The 19,608-nt window shown below is 65.2% G+C and carries 19 protein-coding genes and 1 tRNA gene; 9 read left to right on the top strand and 11 right to left on the bottom strand.

Annotated features, from left to right (window positions below; all coding sequences use genetic code 11):
- Positions 1-32: 32 nt before the first annotated feature.
- Positions 33-1,213 (bottom strand): IS3 family transposase gene (locus ACP159_RS25325; protein WP_425098180.1). Its coding sequence is split into 2 segments (ribosomal slippage): positions 33-916 and positions 916-1,213, totalling 1,182 coding nucleotides; the frame shifts between segments, so codons are not numbered across the junction.
- Positions 1,214-1,417: 204 nt separating this feature from the next.
- Complete coding sequence (gene lepA, locus ACP159_RS25320; protein ID WP_425102464.1) at positions 1,418-3,223, bottom strand: translation elongation factor 4; 1,806 nt, start codon at positions 3,221-3,223, stop codon at positions 1,418-1,420.
- Positions 3,224-3,675: 452 nt separating this feature from the next.
- Between lepA and ACP159_RS25315 the strand changes: the two genes are divergently transcribed.
- Together ACP159_RS25315 and ACP159_RS25310 are read left to right on the top strand one after the other, a co-directional pair.
- Positions 3,676-4,950 carry a hypothetical protein gene (locus ACP159_RS25315; protein WP_425102463.1) on the top strand — a complete coding sequence of 425 codons (1,275 nt, stop codon included), beginning with the start codon at positions 3,676-3,678 and terminating at the stop codon, positions 4,948-4,950.
- Positions 4,951-5,203: 253 nt separating this feature from the next.
- Complete coding sequence (locus ACP159_RS25310; protein WP_425102462.1) at positions 5,204-5,572, top strand: arginine transporter; 369 nt, start codon at positions 5,204-5,206, stop codon at positions 5,570-5,572.
- A 15-nt stretch (positions 5,573-5,587) separates the two neighbouring features.
- Here the strand turns inward: ACP159_RS25310 and hisD are convergent, their stop codons facing one another.
- On the bottom strand, positions 5,588-6,877 hold the full coding sequence (gene hisD / locus ACP159_RS25305) for a histidinol dehydrogenase (RefSeq protein WP_425102461.1): 1,290 nt from the start codon (positions 6,875-6,877) through the stop codon (positions 5,588-5,590).
- 73 nt (positions 6,878-6,950) lie between these two features.
- On the opposite strand from hisD, the gene ACP159_RS25300 reads away from it, so the two are divergent.
- Complete coding sequence (locus ACP159_RS25300) at positions 6,951-7,916, top strand: LysR family transcriptional regulator (RefSeq protein ID WP_425102460.1); 966 nt, start codon at positions 6,951-6,953, stop codon at positions 7,914-7,916.
- Between the two features lie 264 nt (positions 7,917-8,180).
- Here ACP159_RS25300 and ACP159_RS25295 read toward each other — a convergent pair whose 3' ends face one another.
- The 4 genes from ACP159_RS25295 to ACP159_RS25280 form a co-directional block, all read right to left on the bottom strand.
- Positions 8,181-8,945, bottom strand: coding sequence for an alpha/beta fold hydrolase (locus tag ACP159_RS25295; protein WP_425102459.1), 765 nt, complete (start codon positions 8,943-8,945; stop codon positions 8,181-8,183).
- A 153-nt stretch (positions 8,946-9,098) separates the two neighbouring features.
- Positions 9,099-10,664 carry a trimethylamine methyltransferase family protein gene (locus ACP159_RS25290; protein ID WP_425102458.1) on the bottom strand — a complete coding sequence of 522 codons (1,566 nt, stop codon included), beginning with the start codon at positions 10,662-10,664 and terminating at the stop codon, positions 9,099-9,101.
- 75 nt (positions 10,665-10,739) lie between these two features.
- The gene (locus ACP159_RS25285) at positions 10,740-11,456 is read right to left on the bottom strand and encodes an HAD family hydrolase (RefSeq protein WP_425102457.1); all 717 of its coding nucleotides are present in this window, start codon (positions 11,454-11,456) and stop codon (positions 10,740-10,742) included.
- Positions 11,453-11,737, bottom strand: a complete 285-nt coding sequence (locus tag ACP159_RS25280; RefSeq protein ID WP_425102456.1) for a DUF3572 domain-containing protein — start codon at positions 11,735-11,737, stop codon at positions 11,453-11,455. The genes ACP159_RS25285 and ACP159_RS25280 overlap by 4 nt, the downstream gene beginning before the upstream one ends.
- A gap of 99 nt (positions 11,738-11,836) precedes the next feature.
- Between ACP159_RS25280 and ACP159_RS25275 the strand changes: the two genes are divergently transcribed.
- A complete protein-coding gene (locus ACP159_RS25275) occupies positions 11,837-13,330 on the top strand; it encodes a diguanylate cyclase (protein WP_425102455.1) in 1,494 nt (497 codons plus the stop codon).
- Positions 13,331-13,509: 179 nt separating this feature from the next.
- Here ACP159_RS25275 and ACP159_RS25270 read toward each other — a convergent pair whose 3' ends face one another.
- The 4 genes from ACP159_RS25270 to ACP159_RS25255 all read right to left on the bottom strand — a co-directional run bounded on the left by ACP159_RS25270 (position 13,510) and on the right by ACP159_RS25255 (position 15,756).
- Positions 13,510-14,049 carry a periplasmic heavy metal sensor gene (locus tag ACP159_RS25270; protein WP_425102454.1) on the bottom strand — a complete coding sequence of 180 codons (540 nt, stop codon included), beginning with the start codon at positions 14,047-14,049 and terminating at the stop codon, positions 13,510-13,512.
- Positions 14,050-14,053: 4 nt separating this feature from the next.
- A complete protein-coding gene (locus ACP159_RS25265) occupies positions 14,054-14,425 on the bottom strand; it encodes a hypothetical protein (protein ID WP_425102453.1) in 372 nt (123 codons plus the stop codon).
- The gene (locus tag ACP159_RS25260; RefSeq protein ID WP_425102465.1) at positions 14,406-15,005 is read right to left on the bottom strand and encodes an RNA polymerase sigma factor; all 600 of its coding nucleotides are present in this window, start codon (positions 15,003-15,005) and stop codon (positions 14,406-14,408) included. The genes ACP159_RS25265 and ACP159_RS25260 overlap by 20 nt, the downstream gene beginning before the upstream one ends.
- 142 nt (positions 15,006-15,147) lie before the next feature.
- Complete coding sequence (locus ACP159_RS25255) at positions 15,148-15,756, bottom strand: EF-hand domain-containing protein (protein ID WP_425102452.1); 609 nt, start codon at positions 15,754-15,756, stop codon at positions 15,148-15,150.
- Between the two features lie 238 nt (positions 15,757-15,994).
- On the opposite strand from ACP159_RS25255, the gene ACP159_RS25250 reads away from it, so the two are divergent.
- The 5 genes from ACP159_RS25250 to ACP159_RS25230 all read left to right on the top strand — a co-directional run bounded on the left by ACP159_RS25250 (position 15,995) and on the right by ACP159_RS25230 (position 18,959).
- The gene (locus ACP159_RS25250) at positions 15,995-16,384 is read left to right on the top strand and encodes a DUF983 domain-containing protein (RefSeq protein ID WP_425102451.1); all 390 of its coding nucleotides are present in this window, start codon (positions 15,995-15,997) and stop codon (positions 16,382-16,384) included.
- 20 nt (positions 16,385-16,404) lie between these two features.
- On the top strand, positions 16,405-17,124 hold the full coding sequence (locus ACP159_RS25245) for an NUDIX hydrolase (protein WP_425102450.1): 720 nt from the start codon (positions 16,405-16,407) through the stop codon (positions 17,122-17,124).
- 89 nt (positions 17,125-17,213) lie between these two features.
- The gene (locus tag ACP159_RS25240) at positions 17,214-17,822 is read left to right on the top strand and encodes a heme NO-binding domain-containing protein (protein WP_425102449.1); all 609 of its coding nucleotides are present in this window, start codon (positions 17,214-17,216) and stop codon (positions 17,820-17,822) included.
- Positions 17,819-18,823 carry a diguanylate cyclase domain-containing protein gene (locus tag ACP159_RS25235; RefSeq protein WP_425102448.1) on the top strand — a complete coding sequence of 335 codons (1,005 nt, stop codon included), beginning with the start codon at positions 17,819-17,821 and terminating at the stop codon, positions 18,821-18,823. The genes ACP159_RS25240 and ACP159_RS25235 overlap by 4 nt, the downstream gene beginning before the upstream one ends.
- 61 nt (positions 18,824-18,884) lie before the next feature.
- Positions 18,885-18,959, top strand: a tRNA-Gln gene (locus tag ACP159_RS25230).
- The last annotated feature ends 649 nt before the right edge of the window (positions 18,960-19,608 follow it).

The raw sequence follows: 19,608 nt of genomic DNA, 5'->3' as shown, positions 1-19,608 counted from the left end.
CTCCCCATCTTTTGGCCAGTTTCCGGGGTGGTTTAAGCTACTCTCTGCCCCTGCTGGTCGGTTTCGATCTGGTTGAAGTAGACCACGGCGGGCGGCTGTCCGCCATGGGCGGCGTGAGGCCGCTGGTGGTTGTAGAAGGTGATCCATTGGCCAACCCCGGCCTTCGCCTGCGAGCCCGTCTCCCAGGCGTGCAGATAGACGCACTCATACTTCAGGGACCGCCAGAGGCGTTCGATGAAGATGTTGTCGAGACACCGGCCCTTGCCGTCCATCGAGATCCGGGTGCCGATCCGTTTCAGCCGGTCGGTCCAGGCGAAGGACGTGAACTGCGACCCCTGATCGGTATTCATGATCTCGGGCGGGCCGAAGCGGTGGACCGCCTCGTTCAGCGCCTCGACGCAGAAGTCGGCTTCGAGCGTGTTCGAGATGCGCCAAGTCAGCACCTTGCGGGTGAACCAGTCCATGATGGCAACCAGGTAGAGGAAGCCCCGCCGCATCGGAAGGTACGTGATGTCGGCGCACCAGACCTGGTTGGGCCGTTCCACCCGCAGGCCACCCAACAGGTAGGGGTAGGTTTTGTGCCCCTTGGCCGGTTTGCTGGTGTTCGGCTTCTGATAAATCGGCATCAAACGCATGAGCCGCATCAGCCGCCGGATACGCTTCACGTTCACAGCGTGGCCCTCGTTCTGCAGGTGCCAGGTCATTTGTTGGACGCCGTAGAACGGGGTTTCGAGGAACTGCCGGTCGATCAGTTGCATGAGCGCCAGGTTCACTGCGGTCTCGCCCAGCGGTGCGTAGTAGAACGACGACCGCGAGATCGACAGCAGGCGGCATTGCGCCCCGACCGACAGCGTGGGGTGAGAGCGTTCGATCATCCCGCGCCTCACTTGCCGGTCCAAGGCTTGAGCTTTCTGGACAAAAAATCGTTGGCGACGGCCAGTTCCCCGATCTTGGCGTGAAGCGACCGCACCGTCTCCTCGTCGACCTCGGCCTTCTTCTTCCCGCCGCGCTCGAAAATGTCAGATGCGCCTTCAAGCAGCGCGCTCGCCATTGTTCTTGAACCAATGGCGCACAATGGCTCGCTCCACTGATGGATCATGGTCGGATGCACGCCGTATTCCGCGGCCAGCTCCGACACCGTGCGCTCGCCCTTCAGGGCTTCCAGCGCCACGCGAGCCTTGAAGCCCGCGTCATGGTTCCTGCGTTTCGACATGTTCTGATCTCCTCGTTCTTAGAGACCAGCAGACGTCAGATAGTAGCTTCCGTCACTGTCCGATTTTCGGGGAGGAGCTCAGACTATGCGCGAAAAGGTCTCGTCGCTGCTCTCGGTAATATGAAGAAAAGACCCAGAACTTGGCAGTTACTGGGTCTCTTTCCTGTCGAGCCTACGACGCAAGGCGATCTGTTCGGTTAATCCTTAGCTGTCCATCTTCAACGCTGAAATAAACGCTTCCTGCGGGATCTCGACTTTGCCGAACTGGCGCATCTTCTTCTTACCAGCCTTCTGCTTTTCCAGAAGCTTCTTCTTCCGGGTCGCGTCGCCGCCGTAGCATTTGGCGGTCACGTCCTTGCGCAGGGCGGAGAGGGTTTCGCGGGCAATCACCTTGCCGCCGATGGCCGCCTGGATCGGGATCTTGAACATGTGGCGGGGGATGAGGTCCTTGAGCTTTTCGCACATGCCGCGGCCGCGGGATTCGGCGCGGTCGCGGTGAACCATCATGGAGAGGGCGTCGACCGGCTCGTCGTTCACGAGGATGGACATCTTGACGAGGTTGTCCTCGCGGTAACCTTCGAGCTGGTAATCGAAGCTGGCGTAACCCTTCGTTACGGATTTCAGCCTATCGTAGAAGTCGAAGACCACCTCGTTGAGCGGCAGGTCGTAGACGGCCATGGCGCGGCCGCCGACGTAGGTCAGGTCGAGCTGGATGCCGCGGCGGTCCTGGCAGAGTTTGAGCACGTCGCCGAGGTAGTCGTCCGGCACCATGATCGTCGCCTTGATGCGCGGCTCCTCGATGTGGTCGATGGTCGAGGGATCGGGCATGTCGGCGGGGTTGTGCAGGTCGAGCTTCGTGCCGTCGCGCATGTAGACGTGATAGATCACCGAAGGCGCGGTGGTGATGAGGTCGATGTCATACTCGCGGTCGATGCGGTCGCGGATGACTTCGAGGTGCAACAGGCCAAGGAAGCCGCAGCGGAAGCCGAAGCCAAGGGCAGCGGAGGTTTCCATCTCAAAGGAGAAGGAGGCGTCGTTGAGCGCGAGTTTCTCGATGGCGTCGCGCAGGTCTTCGAACTCGTTGGAGTCGACGGGGAAAAGGCCGCAGAAGACCACCGGCTGCGAGGGTTTGAAGCCGGGCAGGGGCTCGGTGGCGCCCTTCTTCTCGTGCGTGATGGTGTCGCCGACGCGGGTGTCGCGGACCTGCTTGATGGAGCCGGTGAAGAAGCCGATCTCGCCCGGGCCGAGTTCATTGACGTCCTGCATGGCGGGGCGGAAGACGCCGAGCTTGTCGACGCCGTATTTGCCGCCGGTGCGCATCATCTTGATGTTGTCGCCCTTGCGGATGGTGCCGTCCATGACGCGGATCAGCACGACCACGCCGAGGTAGCTGTCGTACCAGGAGTCGACCAGCATCGCCTTGAGCGGCGCGTCCGGATCGCCGGAATGGGGCGGGGGGAGGCGGTGGACGATGGCTTCGAGCACGTCGGGGATGCCGAGGCCGGTCTTGGCGGAGATCAGGCAGGCGTTGGAAGCGTCGATTCCGATGACGTCCTCGATCTGCTCCGCGACGCGGGCGGGCTCGGCGGCGGGCAGGTCGACCTTGTTGAGGACGGGCACGATCTCGTGGTTCGCCTCGATGGCGGTGTAGACATTGGCGAGGGTCTGGGCCTCGACGCCCTGCGAAGCATCCACGACCAGCAAAGAGCCCTCGACCGCGCGCATGGAGCGGGAGACCTCGTAGGCAAAGTCGACGTGCCCGGGGGTGTCGATCAGGTTGAGCACATATTTCTCGCCGTTGTTGGCGGTGTAGTCGATGCGGACGGTGTTCGCCTTGATGGTGATCCCGCGCTCGCGCTCGATGTCCATGGCGTCCAGCAGCTGGGCCTTCATGTCCCGCTCGGCCACGGTGTTCGTGGACTGGATCAGCCGGTCGGCCAAGGTGGACTTCCCGTGGTCGATGTGGGCTACAATGGAGAAATTGCGGATGTGGGACAGGGGTGTGCTCATGGCCTGCGATATGCTGCGGATTGGGGGTTTGGTCAAGGTCTGATGATGTCCGCCAAAGGCGGCAAAACGCGTGGGGCGCGTTTTGTTCATCGGACGGGCGGAGCCCCGTCAGGGTGCAACATCCGACGGCGGCGAAACGTCCGGTTTTTTGCCCTTTGATCGGTTGATTGGACGGGGGGCTGGTCAAGGTCTGGGTTGTCTTGCCATCTGGGCCGGGTAGGGTGTGTGTCGGGTGACCGGGTGAGGGCAGGGTGGAGTTTTCCTCAAACAAAGATTTGGAGAGTTGGCTTGCTGGGCAGAGCCGGGAAGTATGTGGTGCAATTGCTTGCAGAGCAGCGTTGCGGGTATGGCCTTTCGTTCATGGGCTGCGGTTTTGGCGCACGATTGGTGCAGCCCAAGAAGAGTTGGCTCTTGTAACCGGACGAGCGATCATACTTTCCGGGCTTTCCTCCGTGTTATCGAATAACAAAGTTCAAGAGCTAGCAATTTCGGTGGGAAGCCGTGTTTCCCAATCTGTCGAAAAGGCGCACCTTGGAGCAGAAGACACTGCAAGCTTCTCCGCGGCGGCATTCAGCGCACGAGCTGCAGCGAAGGCCGCTCAGTCAGCGGCAAGTTCTTCAGGCGCAGCTTTGCGCGCGTGTGAGGGGATATGCGCTGAAGCGGAGACGGCCGTAACGTCGCTTCTTGCGAAAGTCGGCTTTACAGGCGGGAATAGTTCCCTGAAGTCCGGTCTTTACTACGCTGGAAGAGACGCGAACTTTCGGGCCACCGAGATTTTTTTCCAACCGTTGTGGCACGAGGTGTCGGCAGAAAATGGGCTGCTTCCATTCAAAGTCGGAACAACCCTGCTCGACACCGATCCGCATTTCGACTTCTTCCGCCGCTGGTACGAGGGCATGGTACGCGGCGAGCCGCTGGATTGGGAACTCCAACGTCGGGTGGCGCTGATTGACGATGCCATCTGGGAGGCTGGCGCGGAGGCGGTCGCGGCGGAGATTGCGCGGATCGAGGCGGAGTGGCTGGCGGAGCAGTTGCCGCAGGCGGACGAGCTGGAGTTCGATGGGGAGACTGCCGTCTTCGTGAGCAAGCCCGCACCGCGGAATGCAGAGGGGTTGGTTGAAAGCACGCTGCGGCAGGTCGAATTTGCGGTGAAGGTTGCGCAGTCCAGTAATTGCGGAATCAACGCGAGTTCGACAGCCTGTCTGTATATCGACTTCACGCTTTCAGATTGTCGAACTGACGCAAATGCCATCGAGCAGAATTTCGAGATTGCCTTGCGCGATCTGGAAGAGGGCGTTTCAAATGGCTCCTATCAGGAAGATGGGAAGTTGTCGGCCTTGGCGCGGGTGCTGGACCGGGCGGTCACGGATTTGCGGGCGCATCATCCCGAAGTCTCGGCAGCATGGGAAATGCGCATCCGGCACAAGCTTCGGGTGGCGGAGGCCGATCAGAAGCAGGTGATCGTCGAAAAGGCGACCGAGTTGATTGCGATCAGCGATGCGAGGCTCGGGAAAGAACTGACGCTCGACGCCAAGACAATTGCGGAAGCAGGCGGCGAAGCGCAGGGCGGGGCTATTCGTCGTTTCTTTGGTCGCGTTGCCCAGATGCGGATCATAGTTCGGTCGGCGGAGGTCATCAAACGGATCGACGCCAGTAGCGGGTACAAGGGAACGCGGATCGCGCAGACCTTGCAGAGTTTGCTTGATCTAGTGATTCAATTGTTTTGAACCTGAGGTTCCGGGGCTTCGCGCCACCTTCCCGGATCAATCCGCCGGAAGTGGGTTGGAATCCCACCCTACGGGCCATGGCGGACGGGGAGACCTAGGCGCGGCCCGTCGTAGGGCGGGGCTTTGCCCCGCACCCGCGCAAGAAATCCCGAATTGATCCCTGCCGCGATTTGGGGCATGATCCGCGCAGAGGGCAGACAGGCCGGACAGACGGGAAAACCCGCGCGGCGCAGACAGAACGAGACAGGTCAAGATGAAAGCAGCGGGAATGCTGATGGTGGCCGTGCTGGCGCTCTCCGCCTGTGGAGGCGGGGATCGGAACCGGGCCAGTTATGGTGGAACAGTGACACGGTCGGCGCAGATGAGTTTCGCCATGGGGCCGATTTCGAAGGCCTGCCTGAAAGCTGGCAGGAAGGGTGCGAATGCGCAGCTTTGCGGTTGCATTCAGGGGGTTGCAAACCGCGATCTGTCGTCCTCGGACCAGCGGACGGCGGTGAAGTTCTTCACCGATCCGCATCAGGCGCAGGTGATCCGGCAGTCAGACAATCCCGGGCATGAGGCCTTCTGGCAGCGCTACAAGGCCTTCGCGGCGCGGGCGGAGCAGACCTGTCAGGGGCTTTGATACCGGGGCATTCGCTCAGCCGTTGACGACTTTCGGGACGGGCGCCTGCGGCAGGCGGGCCTCCGCCGTGAGCGCGTGGCCGGTCATGCCTTCGGCGCGGGAGATGGTGGCGGTGGCTTTTGCCAGATCGGGCAGGGCGGCCTGGGTCACGCGCTGGTAGGTCACGGTTTTCAGGAACTTGTGGACTGAAAGACCGCTGGTATGCCGGGCGGCGCGGGAGGTGGGCAGGACGTGGTTTGGTCCGGAGGCCTTGTCGCCGAAGGCCACGGTGCTCTCGGCCCCGAGGAACAGCGAGCCGTAGTTTTGCAGCCGGTCCTGCCACCACGGCAGGTCCTGCGCCTGTACGTGCAGGTGCTCCGGGGCGTAGCGGTCGGCAGTTTGCGCCATCTCCTCGCGGGTCTCGCAGAGTAGGATCTCGCCCATGGCCTCCCACGCGGCGCAGGCGGCGGCGCGGTTGGGTTCGGGCAGGAGGGCGAGGGTCCGGGGGATGGCGTGCAGCGTCGCCTCTGCGGTGCGGGCGTCATCGGTGATGAGCCAGCAGGGCGAGGTCGGCCCGTGTTCCGCCTGTCCGATGAGGTCGAGCGCGAGGCGCTGCGGGTTGGCGGTGGCGTCGGCGAGGATGGCGATGTCGGTGGGCCCGGCGACCATGTCGATGCCGGTCGGGCCGTAGAGTTGCCGTTTGGCCTCCGCGACATAGGCGTTGCCGGGTCCGCAGAGGATGTCCGCCTCGGGCGTGCCGAAGAGTCCGAAGGCCATGGCGGCGATGGCCTGCACGCCGCCGAGGGTCAGGATGGTATCGGCGCCGGCGAGGTGCATCGCGTAAAGCGTCGCAGGGTCGATTGCGCCGGTCCGGGGCGGCGCGCAGGCAGTGATATGCGTAACCCCTGCGGCCTTCGCCGTGGCGATGGTCATCAGGGCGGAGGCTATATGGGCATAACGCCCGCCGGGGACATAGCAGCCTGCCGACGCGACGGGGATCACCTTCTGCCCGGCGACGAGGCCGGGGCGGAGTTCGGTTTCGAATTCGGTGAGCGACGCCCGCTGGGCGAGGGCAAACGCGCGGATGTTGTCGTGGGCATAGTGCAGCGCGTCCTTGAGGGGGGGCGGGATCTGCGCAGCGGCTGCCGCGATGTCCTCCGGGGTAACGATGACAGGTCCGGACCAGCCATCGAGCCGCGCGGCATAGTCGAGCACGGTGGCCGCGCCGCCCAGCCGGATGCGGGCCAGCATGATCTCGACGCTGTCGCGGATGCCCGTTTGTGCGTCGGGCGGCAGGCCGGGGGCGGATTTGATGTGGCGGGGCATGGGGGAAATCCTTGACGGGGCGGGTTCAGTTTCGGAAAACGCGAATGTAGCGGCGGGCAGGACGGGGCAGACGATGCTGATGAAAGGCGTGACCCTGCGGGGGCTGGAGGTCTTCGAGGCGCTGGCGGCCAGCGGCTCCGTGGCGGGCGCGGCCGAGGCGACCGGCCTCAGTCAACCCGCTGTCAGCCAGCAGATGCGCAACCTGGAGACAGCGCTTGGCGCCGATCTGGTGGACCATGCCCGGCGTCCGATGCAGCTGACCCCGGCCGGGCGGGCCTTCCTCGAACGCACCCGACATGTGCTGGCGCAGCTGCGGCTGGCGCAGAACGAGCTGACGGTGATGGACCTGACGCACCTCAGTCACCTGAGCCTCGGGGTGATCGACGATTTCGACAACGACCTGACGCCACGCCTCGTGACGCTGTTGGCGGAGAGCATGACGCGTTGCCGGTTCCGGCTGCAGACCGCGCCCAGTCACCAGATCGCCGAGGAAATGAAGGCGCGGCGTCTGCATCTCGCGATTGCCGCCTCGCCGAGTGCCGCGATGGAGGGCGTGGTGGAGTATCCGCTGGTCCGCGACCCGTTCATTTTCGTTTGTCCGAAGGGGTCGGCGGCGGAAAAGGGCAGTCTGGACGGGGTGATGCGTGATCTGCCGCTCTTGCGCCACGACCGTGATCTGCTGCTTGGCAAACAGGTGGAGGCACAGCTCGCCCGGCACAAGTTGCGCTTCGCCGAACGCTTCGAGATCGGCGCGCATCTGTCGTTGATGACGTTGGTGGCGCGGCGTGTCGGCTGGACCATCACGACGCCGCTCGGCTACATGCGCGCCGGGCGATTCCATGACCGGATGGAGGTTCACCCGTTGCCTTTCGCCCCCTTCGCGCGCAGCATTTCCCTGCTGGCCTCCACCGATTGGGCCGACGAGGTGCCCCGCGACGTGGCCCGGACCGCCCGCATGCTGATCCGCGAGATGGTGGTGAAGCCCGCATTGGAGCGGCTGCCCTGGCTGGAGGGCGAGCTGCGCATTCTGGAGGGGTAAGCGGGGCATGGCGGTGGTCTGCGTCCGAAGGTACGGAAACAGGTTGTCGCTTTGCCGCCCTGTCGCAAGGGGGCGCGTCGCCGATTTCGGAAAGGGGACGCGCAGATTTGGGAAACGTGAAGATGCGCGGGTCAAGTGCCTGCGGATCGGGCGGCGAGGTCGCGGATCCGCCAAGCGTTTGCCCCGGCGTGCGGCGCGTGCCATCTGGCCCGGATCAGCCCCGCGACCGCGCCTCTCGGTCCTGCAAGGTCTGCAGCGACGGGTTCAGCCGGCCATGTTCAGGAACGCCCGCACCGATGCCTCGAACTCCCGCGGCTTCTCCGCATGCAGCCAGTGGCCTGCGCCGGGCAGTTTCGCGAAGCGTGCCTTGGGGAACAAGGCCCGGATTGCCGGGCGATGCTCCGGCAGGACATAGTCGCTCTCGGCGCCGGACAGGAACAGCGCCGGCCCGTCGAACTGTCCAGCAAGTGACGGGAAAGACAGGATCTTCGGCATTTCCGCCGCCAGCACGTCGAGGTTCAGCACCCAGCGTTTCGCCTTCAGATCCAGCGACTGCGTGAAAAACGCCTGCAGCGTCTTGTCCTCCACCACCTTCGCCAGTTGCTCCGTCGCGTCCGACCGCTTCTCGACCGTGGTCAGATCGACGGACCGCATCGCCTCGATGAACTGGATCTGGCTGTGGCCATAGGCCACTGGCGCGATGTCCGCCACGATCAGCCGGTTCACCAGCTTCGGCCGCGTCACCGCCAGCACCATGGCCGCCTTGCCGCCCATGGAATGCCCGACGACATCGACCGGGCCGCCGAGGCTTTCGATGACCTCGGCGAGATCGCCCGCCATATCCTCGTAGGCATGGCTGTCCTTCCACGGGCTGTCGCCGTGGTTGCGTTGGTCGACGGCGATGACCTGCCGCTCATCCGAAAGGCGCTTGGCGATGACACCCCAGTTGCGGGCCGAGCCATAGAGGCCGTGCACGATCAGGAGCGTTGGTTTGTCGGTGGCGGAGCCGTGGGGGATGGTGTTGAGCATGGCCCTTTCTTGCGCCGATGGGCCGCGACCGCAAGGGCACGCGCGCCTCTGCTTCTTTGGTCCTTCAAATACCTCTGCACGACCGCGCCACGTGCCCGGCGCTGCGGGGTGCGAGACCCGGGGGTCGCAGGGGGCGGAGCCCCCCGCCTCGCCTCAGAAATCCGTGGGTGCGCCGCCTTCGGATTTCCGCCGCGCCACAAAGGCCTGCAGTTCCTCGCGGATGCCCTCGTCCATCGGCGGGGCTTCGAAGTCGTCAAGAATACGCTTGAAGGTGGTGTGCGCCCGTTCCGGTGTCCAGACCGCCCCCGCCGCCTCCCAGGCCTCGAAGTTCTTCCAGTCGGACAGGAAGGGCTGGTAGAAGGCTGTCGTATAGCGGTCCTGGGTGTGCTGCGTGCCGAAGAAATGCCCGTGCGGGCCGACTTCCGCGATTGTGTCCAGCGCCAGCGCGTCGTCCGACGTGTCCCAGATCTCCGGCTCCATGTAGCGCTGCATCTGCTGGAGCACCTCGCAGTCCATGATGAACTTCTCGGGCGAGGCCACCAGCCCGCCTTCGAGCCAGCCGGCGGCGTGGTAGACCATATGCGTGCCGGACTGGATCGCTGCCCAGAGTGAATGTTCGGTTTCCCACATCGCCTGCCCGTCGGGAATATTCGCGGCGCAGGTCCCGGAAGAACGCAGCGGCAGGCCATAGAACCGTGCCATCTGGCCGGTCATCTGCGTGGCCCGCATGTATTCCGGGGTGCCGAAGGCGGGCGCGCCGGATTTCATGTCGACGTTGGAGGTGAAGGTGCCGATGACGCAGGGCACGCCGGGCGAGATGATCTGCGCCAGGACCACTGCCGCCAGCCCTTCGGCCAGCGATTGCACCACCGCGCCCGCCATGGTCACCGGCGCCATGGCCCCGGCGAGGGTGAAGGGTGTGACCACCAAGGCCTGCCTGCGACGGGCGAGGCGCATCCAGCCGTCGAGCATCGGCCAGTCGTGTTTCAGCGGCGAGGTGGAGTTGATGTTGGTGTACATCCGAGGCGTGGCGTCGAAGTCCTTGTGCGTCAGCCCCCCGGCGATGCGCACCATCTCCATGACATCCTCGACCCGTTCCGGCCCGAGCGAGTAGGCGTGTACGACCTTGTCGCACAGCGTCAGCTTGTCATAGAGCACGTCGAGATGGCGGACGGAGGCGTGCAGGTCCACCGGCTCCACCGGGTAGCCGCCCGCGAAATGGATGCAGTTGAAATACTGCGTCAGTTTCAGCAGGTTGCGGCATTGCTCGCGGTTGCCCGCGACCTTGGAGCCGATTTCCAGGTCGTAGTAGTTCGGTGGTGAGGAGACGTTGCCGAAGAGGATGTGTCCCTTGCCGATGGTGATTTGCCGGTCCGGGTTGCGCGGGGTGATCGTGAAGTGATCGGGTGCGAGGCGGACGTAGTGCATGACCATGTCGCGACCCATGCGGACGTTCTCGCCGTTGACCGTCGCACCCGCCTTGCGCAGGATCTCCACCGCCTCGGGGTGCAGGAATTCGATGCCGATATCTTCGAGCAGCCGCATGGTGGCCTCGTGGACCCGCGCCACGCTCTCTTCGGACAGCGGCTCGGTCGGGCGGTCCCGGTTGACCGGCAGCCGCCAGGGCATCTGTTCGATGGCGGCGGTGCCGCGCCGGGTGGCGTGACCGGCGCGGCCGCCACTGCGGCGCTTGCGGGGGGCTGTGAGGGGCTCGTCCATGGCGCGCGTGTCCTTGCTCTGAGACCACCATGAGGCCACCGGGCCGCCGCGCATACCTTTCAGATTGCGACCGGATCAGTCGTTTTTGGGGAATCCGGTGCCAAGCCAGACCGGCAGATGCCCGATGTCGGGCAGGATGACGTCCGCGAAGGGCGCGAGGGTTGAGGCGCGGGCGGGGCCGGTGAGCACGCCGACCGTCTTCATCCCGGCCGCGCGGCCCGCGACCAGATCATGCACGCTGTCGCCGATCATCGCGCAGGCTGCGGGGGCATGGCCGGTGGCCTCGGCAAAGGCACGCAACGGGCCGGGGTCGGGCTTGGCGCCGAAACCGCTGTCGAAGCCGGCGACGAAATCGAAGCTGTCGGCGAGTCCGGCCCGGCCGATATGGCTGCGCGCGGCTTCCTCGGTGTCATTGGTCATCAGGCCGAGCGCAAACCCGGCGGATTTCAGGGCAGCGAACAGGCCGGGGAGGTGCACCGTTGGGACAAGCGGCGCATCCTTGGCCAGATCGGTCAGCAGCGCCTCCAGTGCGGCCAGCGGAAAGCCTGGCAGGGCGGTCATCAGGCACTCCGCGGCCTCGCGGTTGGTGCCGGCGATGATCGGGCTGGACGGATCGAAGCGCTGCGTGTCGAGATCATAGCGCGCCGCGCGGGCGAGAGCCTCGCGCCGGGCTGCATCCCCCCCGGCCAGCCTGTCGATCACCGCCAGCGCCCAGGCATTCCAGGTCTCGCCGAAGTGGAACAGCGTGCCGTCCTTGTCGAAGAGCAGCGCCCTGGTGGCGGGGCGTTTCACGTCCAATGGACCTGCTCCCCGCCGGGCAACGCCGCCCGGGCACGCATCACCTGGTCGTAGGGTAATGATTCTGCGTCGCAGAATTCCATGACCCATTGATCACTCATTAACAGGAAGTCGAGCACCGACGCCTGAAATTCAACATCTTGGACACTTTCGCGAAAATCCGCACTACTCGCGCCGGTCGACCCCATAAACACTTGTAAAAGGTCATCATTTCCAGCCAGCCAGCCGATGGCGCGCAGTCCGATCGCTTCGGCGGATTCTTGCTTTACGCTCATTTGGTCCGTTTTCCGAAAGGGTTTCTTAACCAATCTCCAGCAAATCTGAACATGCGATAATGTGCAAGCGCGCGCAGCGTGTTGCCGAGGGTGAATTGTATGACAGGACGTATCTTGGTCGTCGATGCGGTGCCGACCAACCGCATCATCCTGCGGGTCAAGCTTTCGGCTGCCTTCTACGAGGTGAGCCAGGCGGCCAGCGGTCATGCGGCGCTCAACCTGTTCCGCAAGGCCCGGCCTGACATGGTGATCGCGGCGGCGAAGCTGCCGGACATGTCCGGGCGCTCGCTGATCGAGAAGGTGCGGGCGGTGGCCGCCGATCCGCGCCTGCCGGTTGTCCTGATGCATGACGAGGATGACGTGAACGAACGGCTGATCTCGCTGGCAGCCGGCGCCGATGACGTGCTGACCAAGCCGCTGGACGAGCTGGTGATGCTGGCTCGGCTGCGCTCTCTGCTGCGGGCCCGCGACGCGGAGGCCGAACTGCAGCTGCGTGACGATACCCGGCGGGCGCTGGGACTGGCCGAGCAGGCCTCGGATTTCGAGATGCCGGGCCGGGTGCGGCTGGTCGGCACGGGCCGCGCCGGGCCGCTGCGCAGCCTGCAGGCGGCGTTGGCGCAGCGGATGCAGGACCGGATCGAGATCAGCCCGATGGACGAGGCGCTGAAGGTGGCAGAGGACGCGGTGCCGGACGTTTTCGTCATCCTCGAAGGCGAGACCTCGGTGGGCGAGGGGCTGAAACTGCTGCCGCAGATCCGCGCGAACCGCGCCCTGCGGCATTCGGCGCTGATCTACGTTGCCTTGCCGGACCAGCGCGAGGAGGCCGCTGCGGCGCTCGACATGGGGGCGAACGATTTGCTGGCCTCCGGCGCGGACCCCGAAGAGCTGAGCCTGCGTCTGAAGAAACAGATCGCCCGAAAGCGGGTCAACGACCGCCTGCGGGCCAATATGCAGGACGGTCTGCGGGCGGCGGTCTGCGATCCGCTGACCGGGCTCTACAACCGGCGCTACGCGCTGCCGCATCTGAACCGGATGGCGGAGCGGGCGCTGGCGCAGGGGCGGGACTATGCGCTGCTGCTGCTCGATCTAGATCACTTCAAGTCGATCAACGACACCTATGGGCACGCGGCTGGGGACGTGGTGCTGCAGGGTGTGTCGAAGCGGCTGCTGGACAATCTGCGGGCGGCGGACCTCGTGGCCCGGTACGGCGGGGAGGAGTTCCTCGTGGCGATGCCGGACACCACGCGCGAGCAGGCGCAACGCACGGCGGAACGGCTGTGCCGCGTGATGGAGGAGCGACCGATCCTGTTGCCCGGCGGCAGCGCGGTGACGGTGACGCTCAGCATCGGCGTGGCGTTGGGCCGCGCGGGGCAGCGGCAGGACCCGATGGAGCTGATCGACGGGGCGGACCAGGCGCTATATGCGGCGAAGAACAAGGGACGCAACACGCTGGTGATGGCCGACACGGTGACCGCGCTGACGCGTCGCCAGCCGGGGGGATCGGATGGCGGCTTCACCGGGCTGCGCCAGATCGGCCCGGAGCCGGAGCCGGTGGCCTGGCCGATGAGCCGGGATGTGAAGACCGGCGGCTAGCGAAGGGTCCGGCAGGCGTTCGAGTTTCCAGTCCCGGGGCGCGCGCCTGCGGGATTTTTTCTTTGCGGCGGGCGGCGCGTGTGTCCGTGTCCACTCCGATCGTCCCCACCCCACCCCGGCCCTCCCCAAGGGGGAGGGAGACCGCGCCCGGGTGTTGCCCGGTGCGCTGCGGCGGGAGGTCAGCGGTCGTCCCGTGTACGGCCTTCGCGCCAGCGGTTGCGGCGCTGTTCGAGCTGGTCGATTTCCTGCGCAAGGCGAGCGGCATAGGCGGCGCGGTCGGTGGGCGACAGCGAGGCGAGATAGGCGCTCAGCACTTTCTGCCCGGTGACCTGCCGGTCCGTGGCGCGGGCGGTCTGGCGTTCGAGCACGGCCATCATCGCCGCCGGATCGAAGGGATCGGCCCGCAGTACATCCAGGGCGTCCCGGTAATCGGCGATCATGTCCGGCCCTGGTGCATCCTGCCTGCGCTTGTCCCGGAAATCCTGACGCAGGTCGCGCCAGACCGCGCGGCGCTGGTCCTCGTCGAGGGCGCGGGTGTAGGGAATGACGTAGTCGGCGCCGCCACGGGGCGGATGCGGCGGCCCGCCGCGCAGGACCAGCCCGACCGCCAGTCCGACGACGACAAGGTTGAGCGCCAGGGAGACGAAGAGCAGCGCCCGGAGCCAGGGACGCGTGCGGGGCGGTTTGCCGGGGGGCGGGGGGGGCTGGAGATCGGTCATGGGCTCAGCCCTCCATCATCGCGAGGTCGAACCCGGAGAGCGGGTCGACGCCGTAGCTGTCCAGCCCGGCGGCATCGGTGCCGATATAATCGGTGAGGCCGGCGGGCGGGTTGATGCCCATCCAGAGGCCGACGGCGCAGGCGGTGGCGAGCCCCGCCGCCCCGGGCCAGCCGCCCAGCACCTGCAGCAGCTGGCGCAGCAGGCCGGGCGACGGCGCGGGGCGGGGGAGTGCGGCGAGGGCCTGCGCCTCGAGACGGGCCATGAAGTCCGCGGTGGGACGCGGCGCATCGGTCCGCGCGGCCTCGAAGAAGTCGCCCAGCCCGGCAGCGCCGGTCCACAGCCCGCCGTCGGTGTCCTTATCCTTGTGCGTCGTCATCGTCTTCAAACCCCAGGTCCTCGCGCCGCCCCGACAGCAGCGCTTCCAGCATTCTCTTGCCCCGGGCGGTCAGACTTTCCACCGCGCGAGGGCCAATGTCCATGATCTGCGCGATCTCCGGGTTCGAAAGCCCCTCGATGTGGCGCAGGATGACCGCCTGCCGCTGCCGCTCGGGCAGCTGGTTCAGCGCGTCTTGCAAAGCTTCGGCGCGGGCGCGCGTGAGCATCGCCGCCGCCGCCGAAGGTGTCTCGTCCACCGGCTCGGGGATCGCGTCGAGCGCCGGTCCCGTGCGCCGCTTGCGCATCCGGTCGATGCAGAGGTTGGCGGTGACACGGTAGAGCCAGGTGGTGACCTGGGCTTCCCCGGGGCGCCAGTCCGGCGCGATCCGCCAGAGTTTCATCAGTGCGTCCTGCGCCACGTCCTCCGCCTCCGCCCGGTCGCCGCCAAGCATGCGCAGGGCGTGCGCAAAGACCCGGGGACCGAGCCGCAACGTCAGCGCACGGGAAGCCTGGGCGTCGCCTGCCGCATAGGCCGCGAGCAGGTCATCGTCGCTTCTCTCGGTCATGGCGTCATAGGGCATCGGGTCCATGTCCTCGCGCTACCGCGCCCGAAGGCGCGGCGCAAGCGGCGCGGGTCAGGAGCGGGCCGCCTCGCTGCCGGATGTCGGGGGACACATCGCATCCGGATCAGGTCAGGCGGCGGCCCGCCCCGTCAGGCGCGGGTTACTGCATCCACCAGGGCATGCGGTCGCCCCCGCCCATGCGGCCATGGCCTCGCTCGTCACCATGACCGTGTCGCTTGCCGCCCCAGTGGCCGTGCTCGCGCTCGCCGCGGTCGCCGCCCCAGCGGCGCATGCCCGCCTGCGCGGTGCGGATTTCCTTGAGACTCACCGCGCCGTCCTTGTCGGCGTCCAGCCGCTCCAGCATGCCGTCCCGGCCCGGCATCATCGCCGCGGCCTCCTCGGCGCTGACCTTGCCGTCCTTGTCGGTGTCGATGCGGTCCAGCATGGCCTGCGCCCGGGCCTGCTTGCGCATCGCCTCGCGCTCCGCGCGCATCTTCTCGCCATAAGCGCTCATCTCGTCGGCGGAGAGGAAGCCGTCGCCGTCGGTGTCTGCCTCGGTGAAGCGGGCCTGCTTGAAGGCCTCGATCTCCTCCGGGGTGACCTTGCCGTCGCCATCGGCGTCGACCTTGGCGAACCAGGCTTCCATCATGGCGCCGCGGGGACCCATGCCCCGGCCCATGTCGTCGCCCCGTGCCTGGGCCATGCCGGCGGTGCCGAGGATCAGGACCAGGGCGCTGGTCAGCGCAATCTTTGCGGATGTCTTCGTCATAGTCAGGTTCCTTCCATCTCGCGTTTTCGCGGGTTGGAGACCCCTCGTTCGGGTGTCTCATGTTGTCTTTCACGGGGCAGGTCGGACGTTCCGTCGCTCCCGCGCAAACTTTTTTCACGGAACGGCGGCGCGGGCGGCGCGTTCCGGGTCGTGTGACATCCGGACGCACGGACAAAATGAACACTTCATACGAAGGGGCGGTTTGCGCATTTTTGCGCGGGGAGATGCGAGGATTGCGATGACCGACACGGAAATGGAAATCGAGCGTCCGTTCTGGCCTTCGATGTGGAAGGGTTGGCGGCGGAAGTGCCCGAAATGCGGGTCCGGGCCATTGCTCACGGGCTATCTCAAGGTGCGCGATCATTGTCCCGTCTGCCGCGAGGACCTGCATCATCACCGCGCGGATGACGGACCGGCATATCTGACGATCCTGATCGTCGGGCACCTGATGGCCCCGCTGCTGCTGGTGGTCTTCACCCGGTTCCGGCCCGATCCGCTGATCCTGTTCACGATCTTTGCGGTTGGCTCGGTCGGATTGTCGCTTTATCTTCTGCCGAGACTGAAAGGGGCGATCGTGGCCTTCCAATGGGCCCGTGGCATGCATGGATTTGCACCCCCTTCCTCGTGAGAGGGACCGCCGGGGGACGTATGACCAACACCGAGACCATGACCGATCCGGTCGACAAGACCGCCATCCGCGACGCCGCGACCGTGATCGTCGTGCGCGACCGGGGCGCGCGCCCCAGCGTCCTGATGGGCCAGCGCGGCGCGAAGGCGGCCTTCATGCCGAACAAGTTCGTCTTTCCCGGGGGCGCGGTGGATGCCGACGACGCTCGTGTGGCCCTGGCCCGGCCCTTGCCGGCGCTCTGTGCCAGCCGTCTCGAGGAGGAGTCGCGGGCGGGCATCGCCCCGGCGCTGGCGGTTGCGGCGGTGCGCGAGCTTTGGGAAGAGACCGGCCAGATCCTCGGCGCACCCGCGCCCTGGCCGACCGAGATTCCGAAGGACTGGCTGGGCTTTGCCGGAACCGGCCACCGCCCGGCTGCGGACGCGCTGCAGTTCGTGTTCCGTGCCATCACGCCGCCGGGCCGACCGCGGCGTTTCGATGCGCGGTTCTTCCTCGTGGATGCGGAGGCGCTGCAATCCGATCCCGACGACTTCGGTGCCGCGGCGGACGAGTTGTCCCATTTGCAATGGATTCCGCTCGACGAGGTGCGCGGCTTCGATCTGCCGTTCATCACCGAGGTGGTGCTGGCCGAGGTCGCCGCACGGCTGCACGAAAGCGGCCCGCCGCCCTCGGTGCCCTTCTTCCGCAATGACGACGAAGAGAGCCTTTTCCTGCGTCTGAGGGGCGGTGCGCGGCCGGATTGACCGGAAATTTCGGTGCAATTGTCATTGTTACGCCGCTGTTAAGAGTCGATCGGCGAAAAGGACCCAGAGGAAAGGGTGCTGACGTCGCGATGATACATGGGCTGGTGTTGAAGACATTTCAGGTGTTCATGGAAGACACCTATGGCGCGGCCGCCTGGGAACGCGTCGCCCGCGAAGCAGGTTTGGAACCGAACGAACTGGAAGCCATGCTGAGTTACGAGCATACGCTGCTGCGCTCGCTTGTCGGCGCGGCGGAGCGGGTTCTGGGCAGGCCATGCACGCAATTCCTGGAGGATATCGGCACCTACCTCGTGTCCCATCCGAACCGGGAGGGGCTGAGGCGGCTGCTCCGCTTCGGCGGCGTGGATTTCATCGAGTTCCTGCATTCGCTGGACGATCTGCCGGGGCGCGCCCGGCTCGCGGTGCCGAACCTGGTGCTGCCGGACCTCGAATTGATCGACGAGGATTCCAATCACTTCGTGCTGACGGTGACCGGCAACATGATTTCCTTCGGCTTCGTGATGATCGGCGTGCTGCGCGCCATGGCAGACGACTATGGCGCGTTGGTGCTGCTCGAACACCATGGCTCGGATTGCTCGGCGCAGAGGATCGAGATCACCCTGGTCGAGAATGCCTTTGCCGAAGGGCGCGAATTCGACCTCAGCGGCCCGGGCGGCATGGCAGAGGTGACGATTTGACCGTTTCCGGAACCATCCTCGACAGCCTGTGCCCGATGCACGTGCGGCTCGATCCGGAGGGCTGCATCGTCGGCATGGGCGCGACCCTATCCAAGCTCGAACTGCCGCCCTTGAAGGGAGAGCCTTTCCTTGAGGCGTTCGAGCTCCACCGCCCACGCACGATCAAGACAATGCGCGATCTGCTGGAGACGCGGGGGCGCACCCTGTACATCCGCCTGCGCACGCCCAAACGCACACCGCTGAAGGGCATCCTGGTGCCGGACGGCGAGGGGGGAGCGGTCATAAACATGTCCTTCGGCATTTCGGTGATCGATGCGGTGCGCGACTATGCCCTGACGAGTACGGACTTCGCAGCGACGGACCTCGTCGTCGAGATGCTCTATCTCGTGGAGGCGAAATCGGCGGCAATGAATTCCTCGATCCACCTCAATACCCGCCTGCACGGCGCCAAGACGGAGGCGGAGCGCCGGGCTGCGACGGACGGGCTGACCGGGTTGGTCAACCGCCGGGCGCTCGACCAGGTGCTGGCGCGGGCCTGCAAGAGCGCGGAGAGCTTCGCGATCATGCATATGGACCTCGATTACTTCAAGCAGGTGAACGACACCTACGGCCATGCGGCCGGGGACCTGGTTCTGCGCCGCGTGGCGGAGATCATGATGGAAGTGACACGCAAGGAGGATACGGCGGCGCGGGTCGGCGGCGACGAATTCGTACTGATCTTCCCTGGGCTTGTGAACCGCGAACGGCTGGCGCGCATCGCCGAGCGGCTGATCGAGCGAATCGAGATGCCGGTGACTCACGATGGCCGGGCCTGTCACGTTTCGGCCAGCATCGGCATCTGCATCAATCTTGGAACCGACACCGATCCTGCACTGCTCCTCGATCGCGCGGACAAGGCGCTTTATGCCTCGAAACGGGCTGGACGGGCGCAATTTTCCTTCTATCGCGCGGACGATTCACGCGGCGAATCCGGCTCCGGAACGGCAATGGCGGGCGAGTGAAAATTTTAGCCGAACAGGGCTTGATCCCCGGTGAATCGCAAAGTAGATAGCGCGGCACGGTTGGGGTGTAGCCAAGTGGTAAGGCAACGGTTTTTGGTACCGCGTACCGTAGGTTCGAATCCTACCACCCCAGCCAGTTCTTCCTGACATGATGCGGCTCCACCTGATCGGAGCCGGAATGCCCCACGAAATGCCCCCGTCCAGATGGGCAAGTTTGTGACCGCCCCCTTGTGATCCTGCCCCTCCTGTGTCCGGTACTTGCCTACCTAAAACAGGTATAAGTAATGGATAAGAAAGCAGGAAAGAGAGGGTAAGAAGGGGTATCCTAGTAGGTAGCCCTACCATGTCCGATATGGTGGAAGGCTGACTGCTGTACAAAAAAGTCAGCCATCAGTTGAGAATTTCACTCTACCCAAGGATGCACCCGGAACGTTTGCAGCACCACCCCAAGATCAGCAGGAAACAGGCATTAGTAATGGATAATATTGCATGGAAGAGACCCTAAGAAGGGGTATCCCTGATGGGTCTCCATAGGAAGAGTGGCAAGCTATCCTCCTGGGGTTGAGTGCCTGTCACAAGTTGGGGGCTGCAACGATGCAAGCAAGCTCCTACTTGCTGAGGTCCCTGCTGCCACTCTCCTGGACCCCGGCCTTGCCCCCTCGGAACGACTACTTCGCCAACGCTGTTCGCCCCATAGACAACCCCTACTACTCCCGTCCTATCGACGTGCATCGGTGGTCTGACCATCCAGAGGTCAAAGAACTGACCGACAAGGTGTGGGATCA

The organism is Tropicibacter sp. S64 (assembly GCF_049803835.1).
Classification (GTDB): domain Bacteria; phylum Pseudomonadota; class Alphaproteobacteria; order Rhodobacterales; family Rhodobacteraceae; genus Pacificoceanicola.
This window is presented reverse-complemented; position numbering and strand designations above follow the sequence as displayed.

Bases quoted from the DNA above. Each gene is read 5' to 3' on its own strand.
- lepA (WP_425102464.1), bottom strand. From the start codon at position 3,223: ATGAGCACACCCCTGTCCCACATCCGCAATTTCTCCATTGTAGCCCAC.
- ACP159_RS25310 (WP_425102462.1), top strand. From the start codon at position 5,204: ATGAAAGCAGCGGGAATGCTGATGGTGGCCGTGCTGGCGCTCTCCGCC.
- hisD (WP_425102461.1), bottom strand. From the start codon at position 6,877: ATGCCCCGCCACATCAAATCCGCCCCCGGCCTGCCGCCCGACGCACAA.
- ACP159_RS25300 (WP_425102460.1), top strand. From the start codon at position 6,951: ATGCTGATGAAAGGCGTGACCCTGCGGGGGCTGGAGGTCTTCGAGGCG.
- ACP159_RS25295 (WP_425102459.1), bottom strand. From the start codon at position 8,945: ATGCTCAACACCATCCCCCACGGCTCCGCCACCGACAAACCAACGCTC.
- ACP159_RS25290 (WP_425102458.1), bottom strand. From the start codon at position 10,664: ATGGACGAGCCCCTCACAGCCCCCCGCAAGCGCCGCAGTGGCGGCCGC.
- ACP159_RS25280 (WP_425102456.1), bottom strand. From the start codon at position 11,737: ATGAGCGTAAAGCAAGAATCCGCCGAAGCGATCGGACTGCGCGCCATC.
- ACP159_RS25275 (WP_425102455.1), top strand. From the start codon at position 11,837: ATGACAGGACGTATCTTGGTCGTCGATGCGGTGCCGACCAACCGCATC.
- ACP159_RS25270 (WP_425102454.1), bottom strand. From the start codon at position 14,049: ATGACCGATCTCCAGCCCCCCCCGCCCCCCGGCAAACCGCCCCGCACG.
- ACP159_RS25265 (WP_425102453.1), bottom strand. From the start codon at position 14,425: ATGACGACGCACAAGGATAAGGACACCGACGGCGGGCTGTGGACCGGC.
- ACP159_RS25260 (WP_425102465.1), bottom strand. From the start codon at position 15,005: ATGCCCTATGACGCCATGACCGAGAGAAGCGACGATGACCTGCTCGCG.
- ACP159_RS25255 (WP_425102452.1), bottom strand. From the start codon at position 15,756: ATGACGAAGACATCCGCAAAGATTGCGCTGACCAGCGCCCTGGTCCTG.
- ACP159_RS25250 (WP_425102451.1), top strand. From the start codon at position 15,995: ATGACCGACACGGAAATGGAAATCGAGCGTCCGTTCTGGCCTTCGATG.
- ACP159_RS25245 (WP_425102450.1), top strand. From the start codon at position 16,405: ATGACCAACACCGAGACCATGACCGATCCGGTCGACAAGACCGCCATC.
- ACP159_RS25240 (WP_425102449.1), top strand. From the start codon at position 17,214: ATGATACATGGGCTGGTGTTGAAGACATTTCAGGTGTTCATGGAAGAC.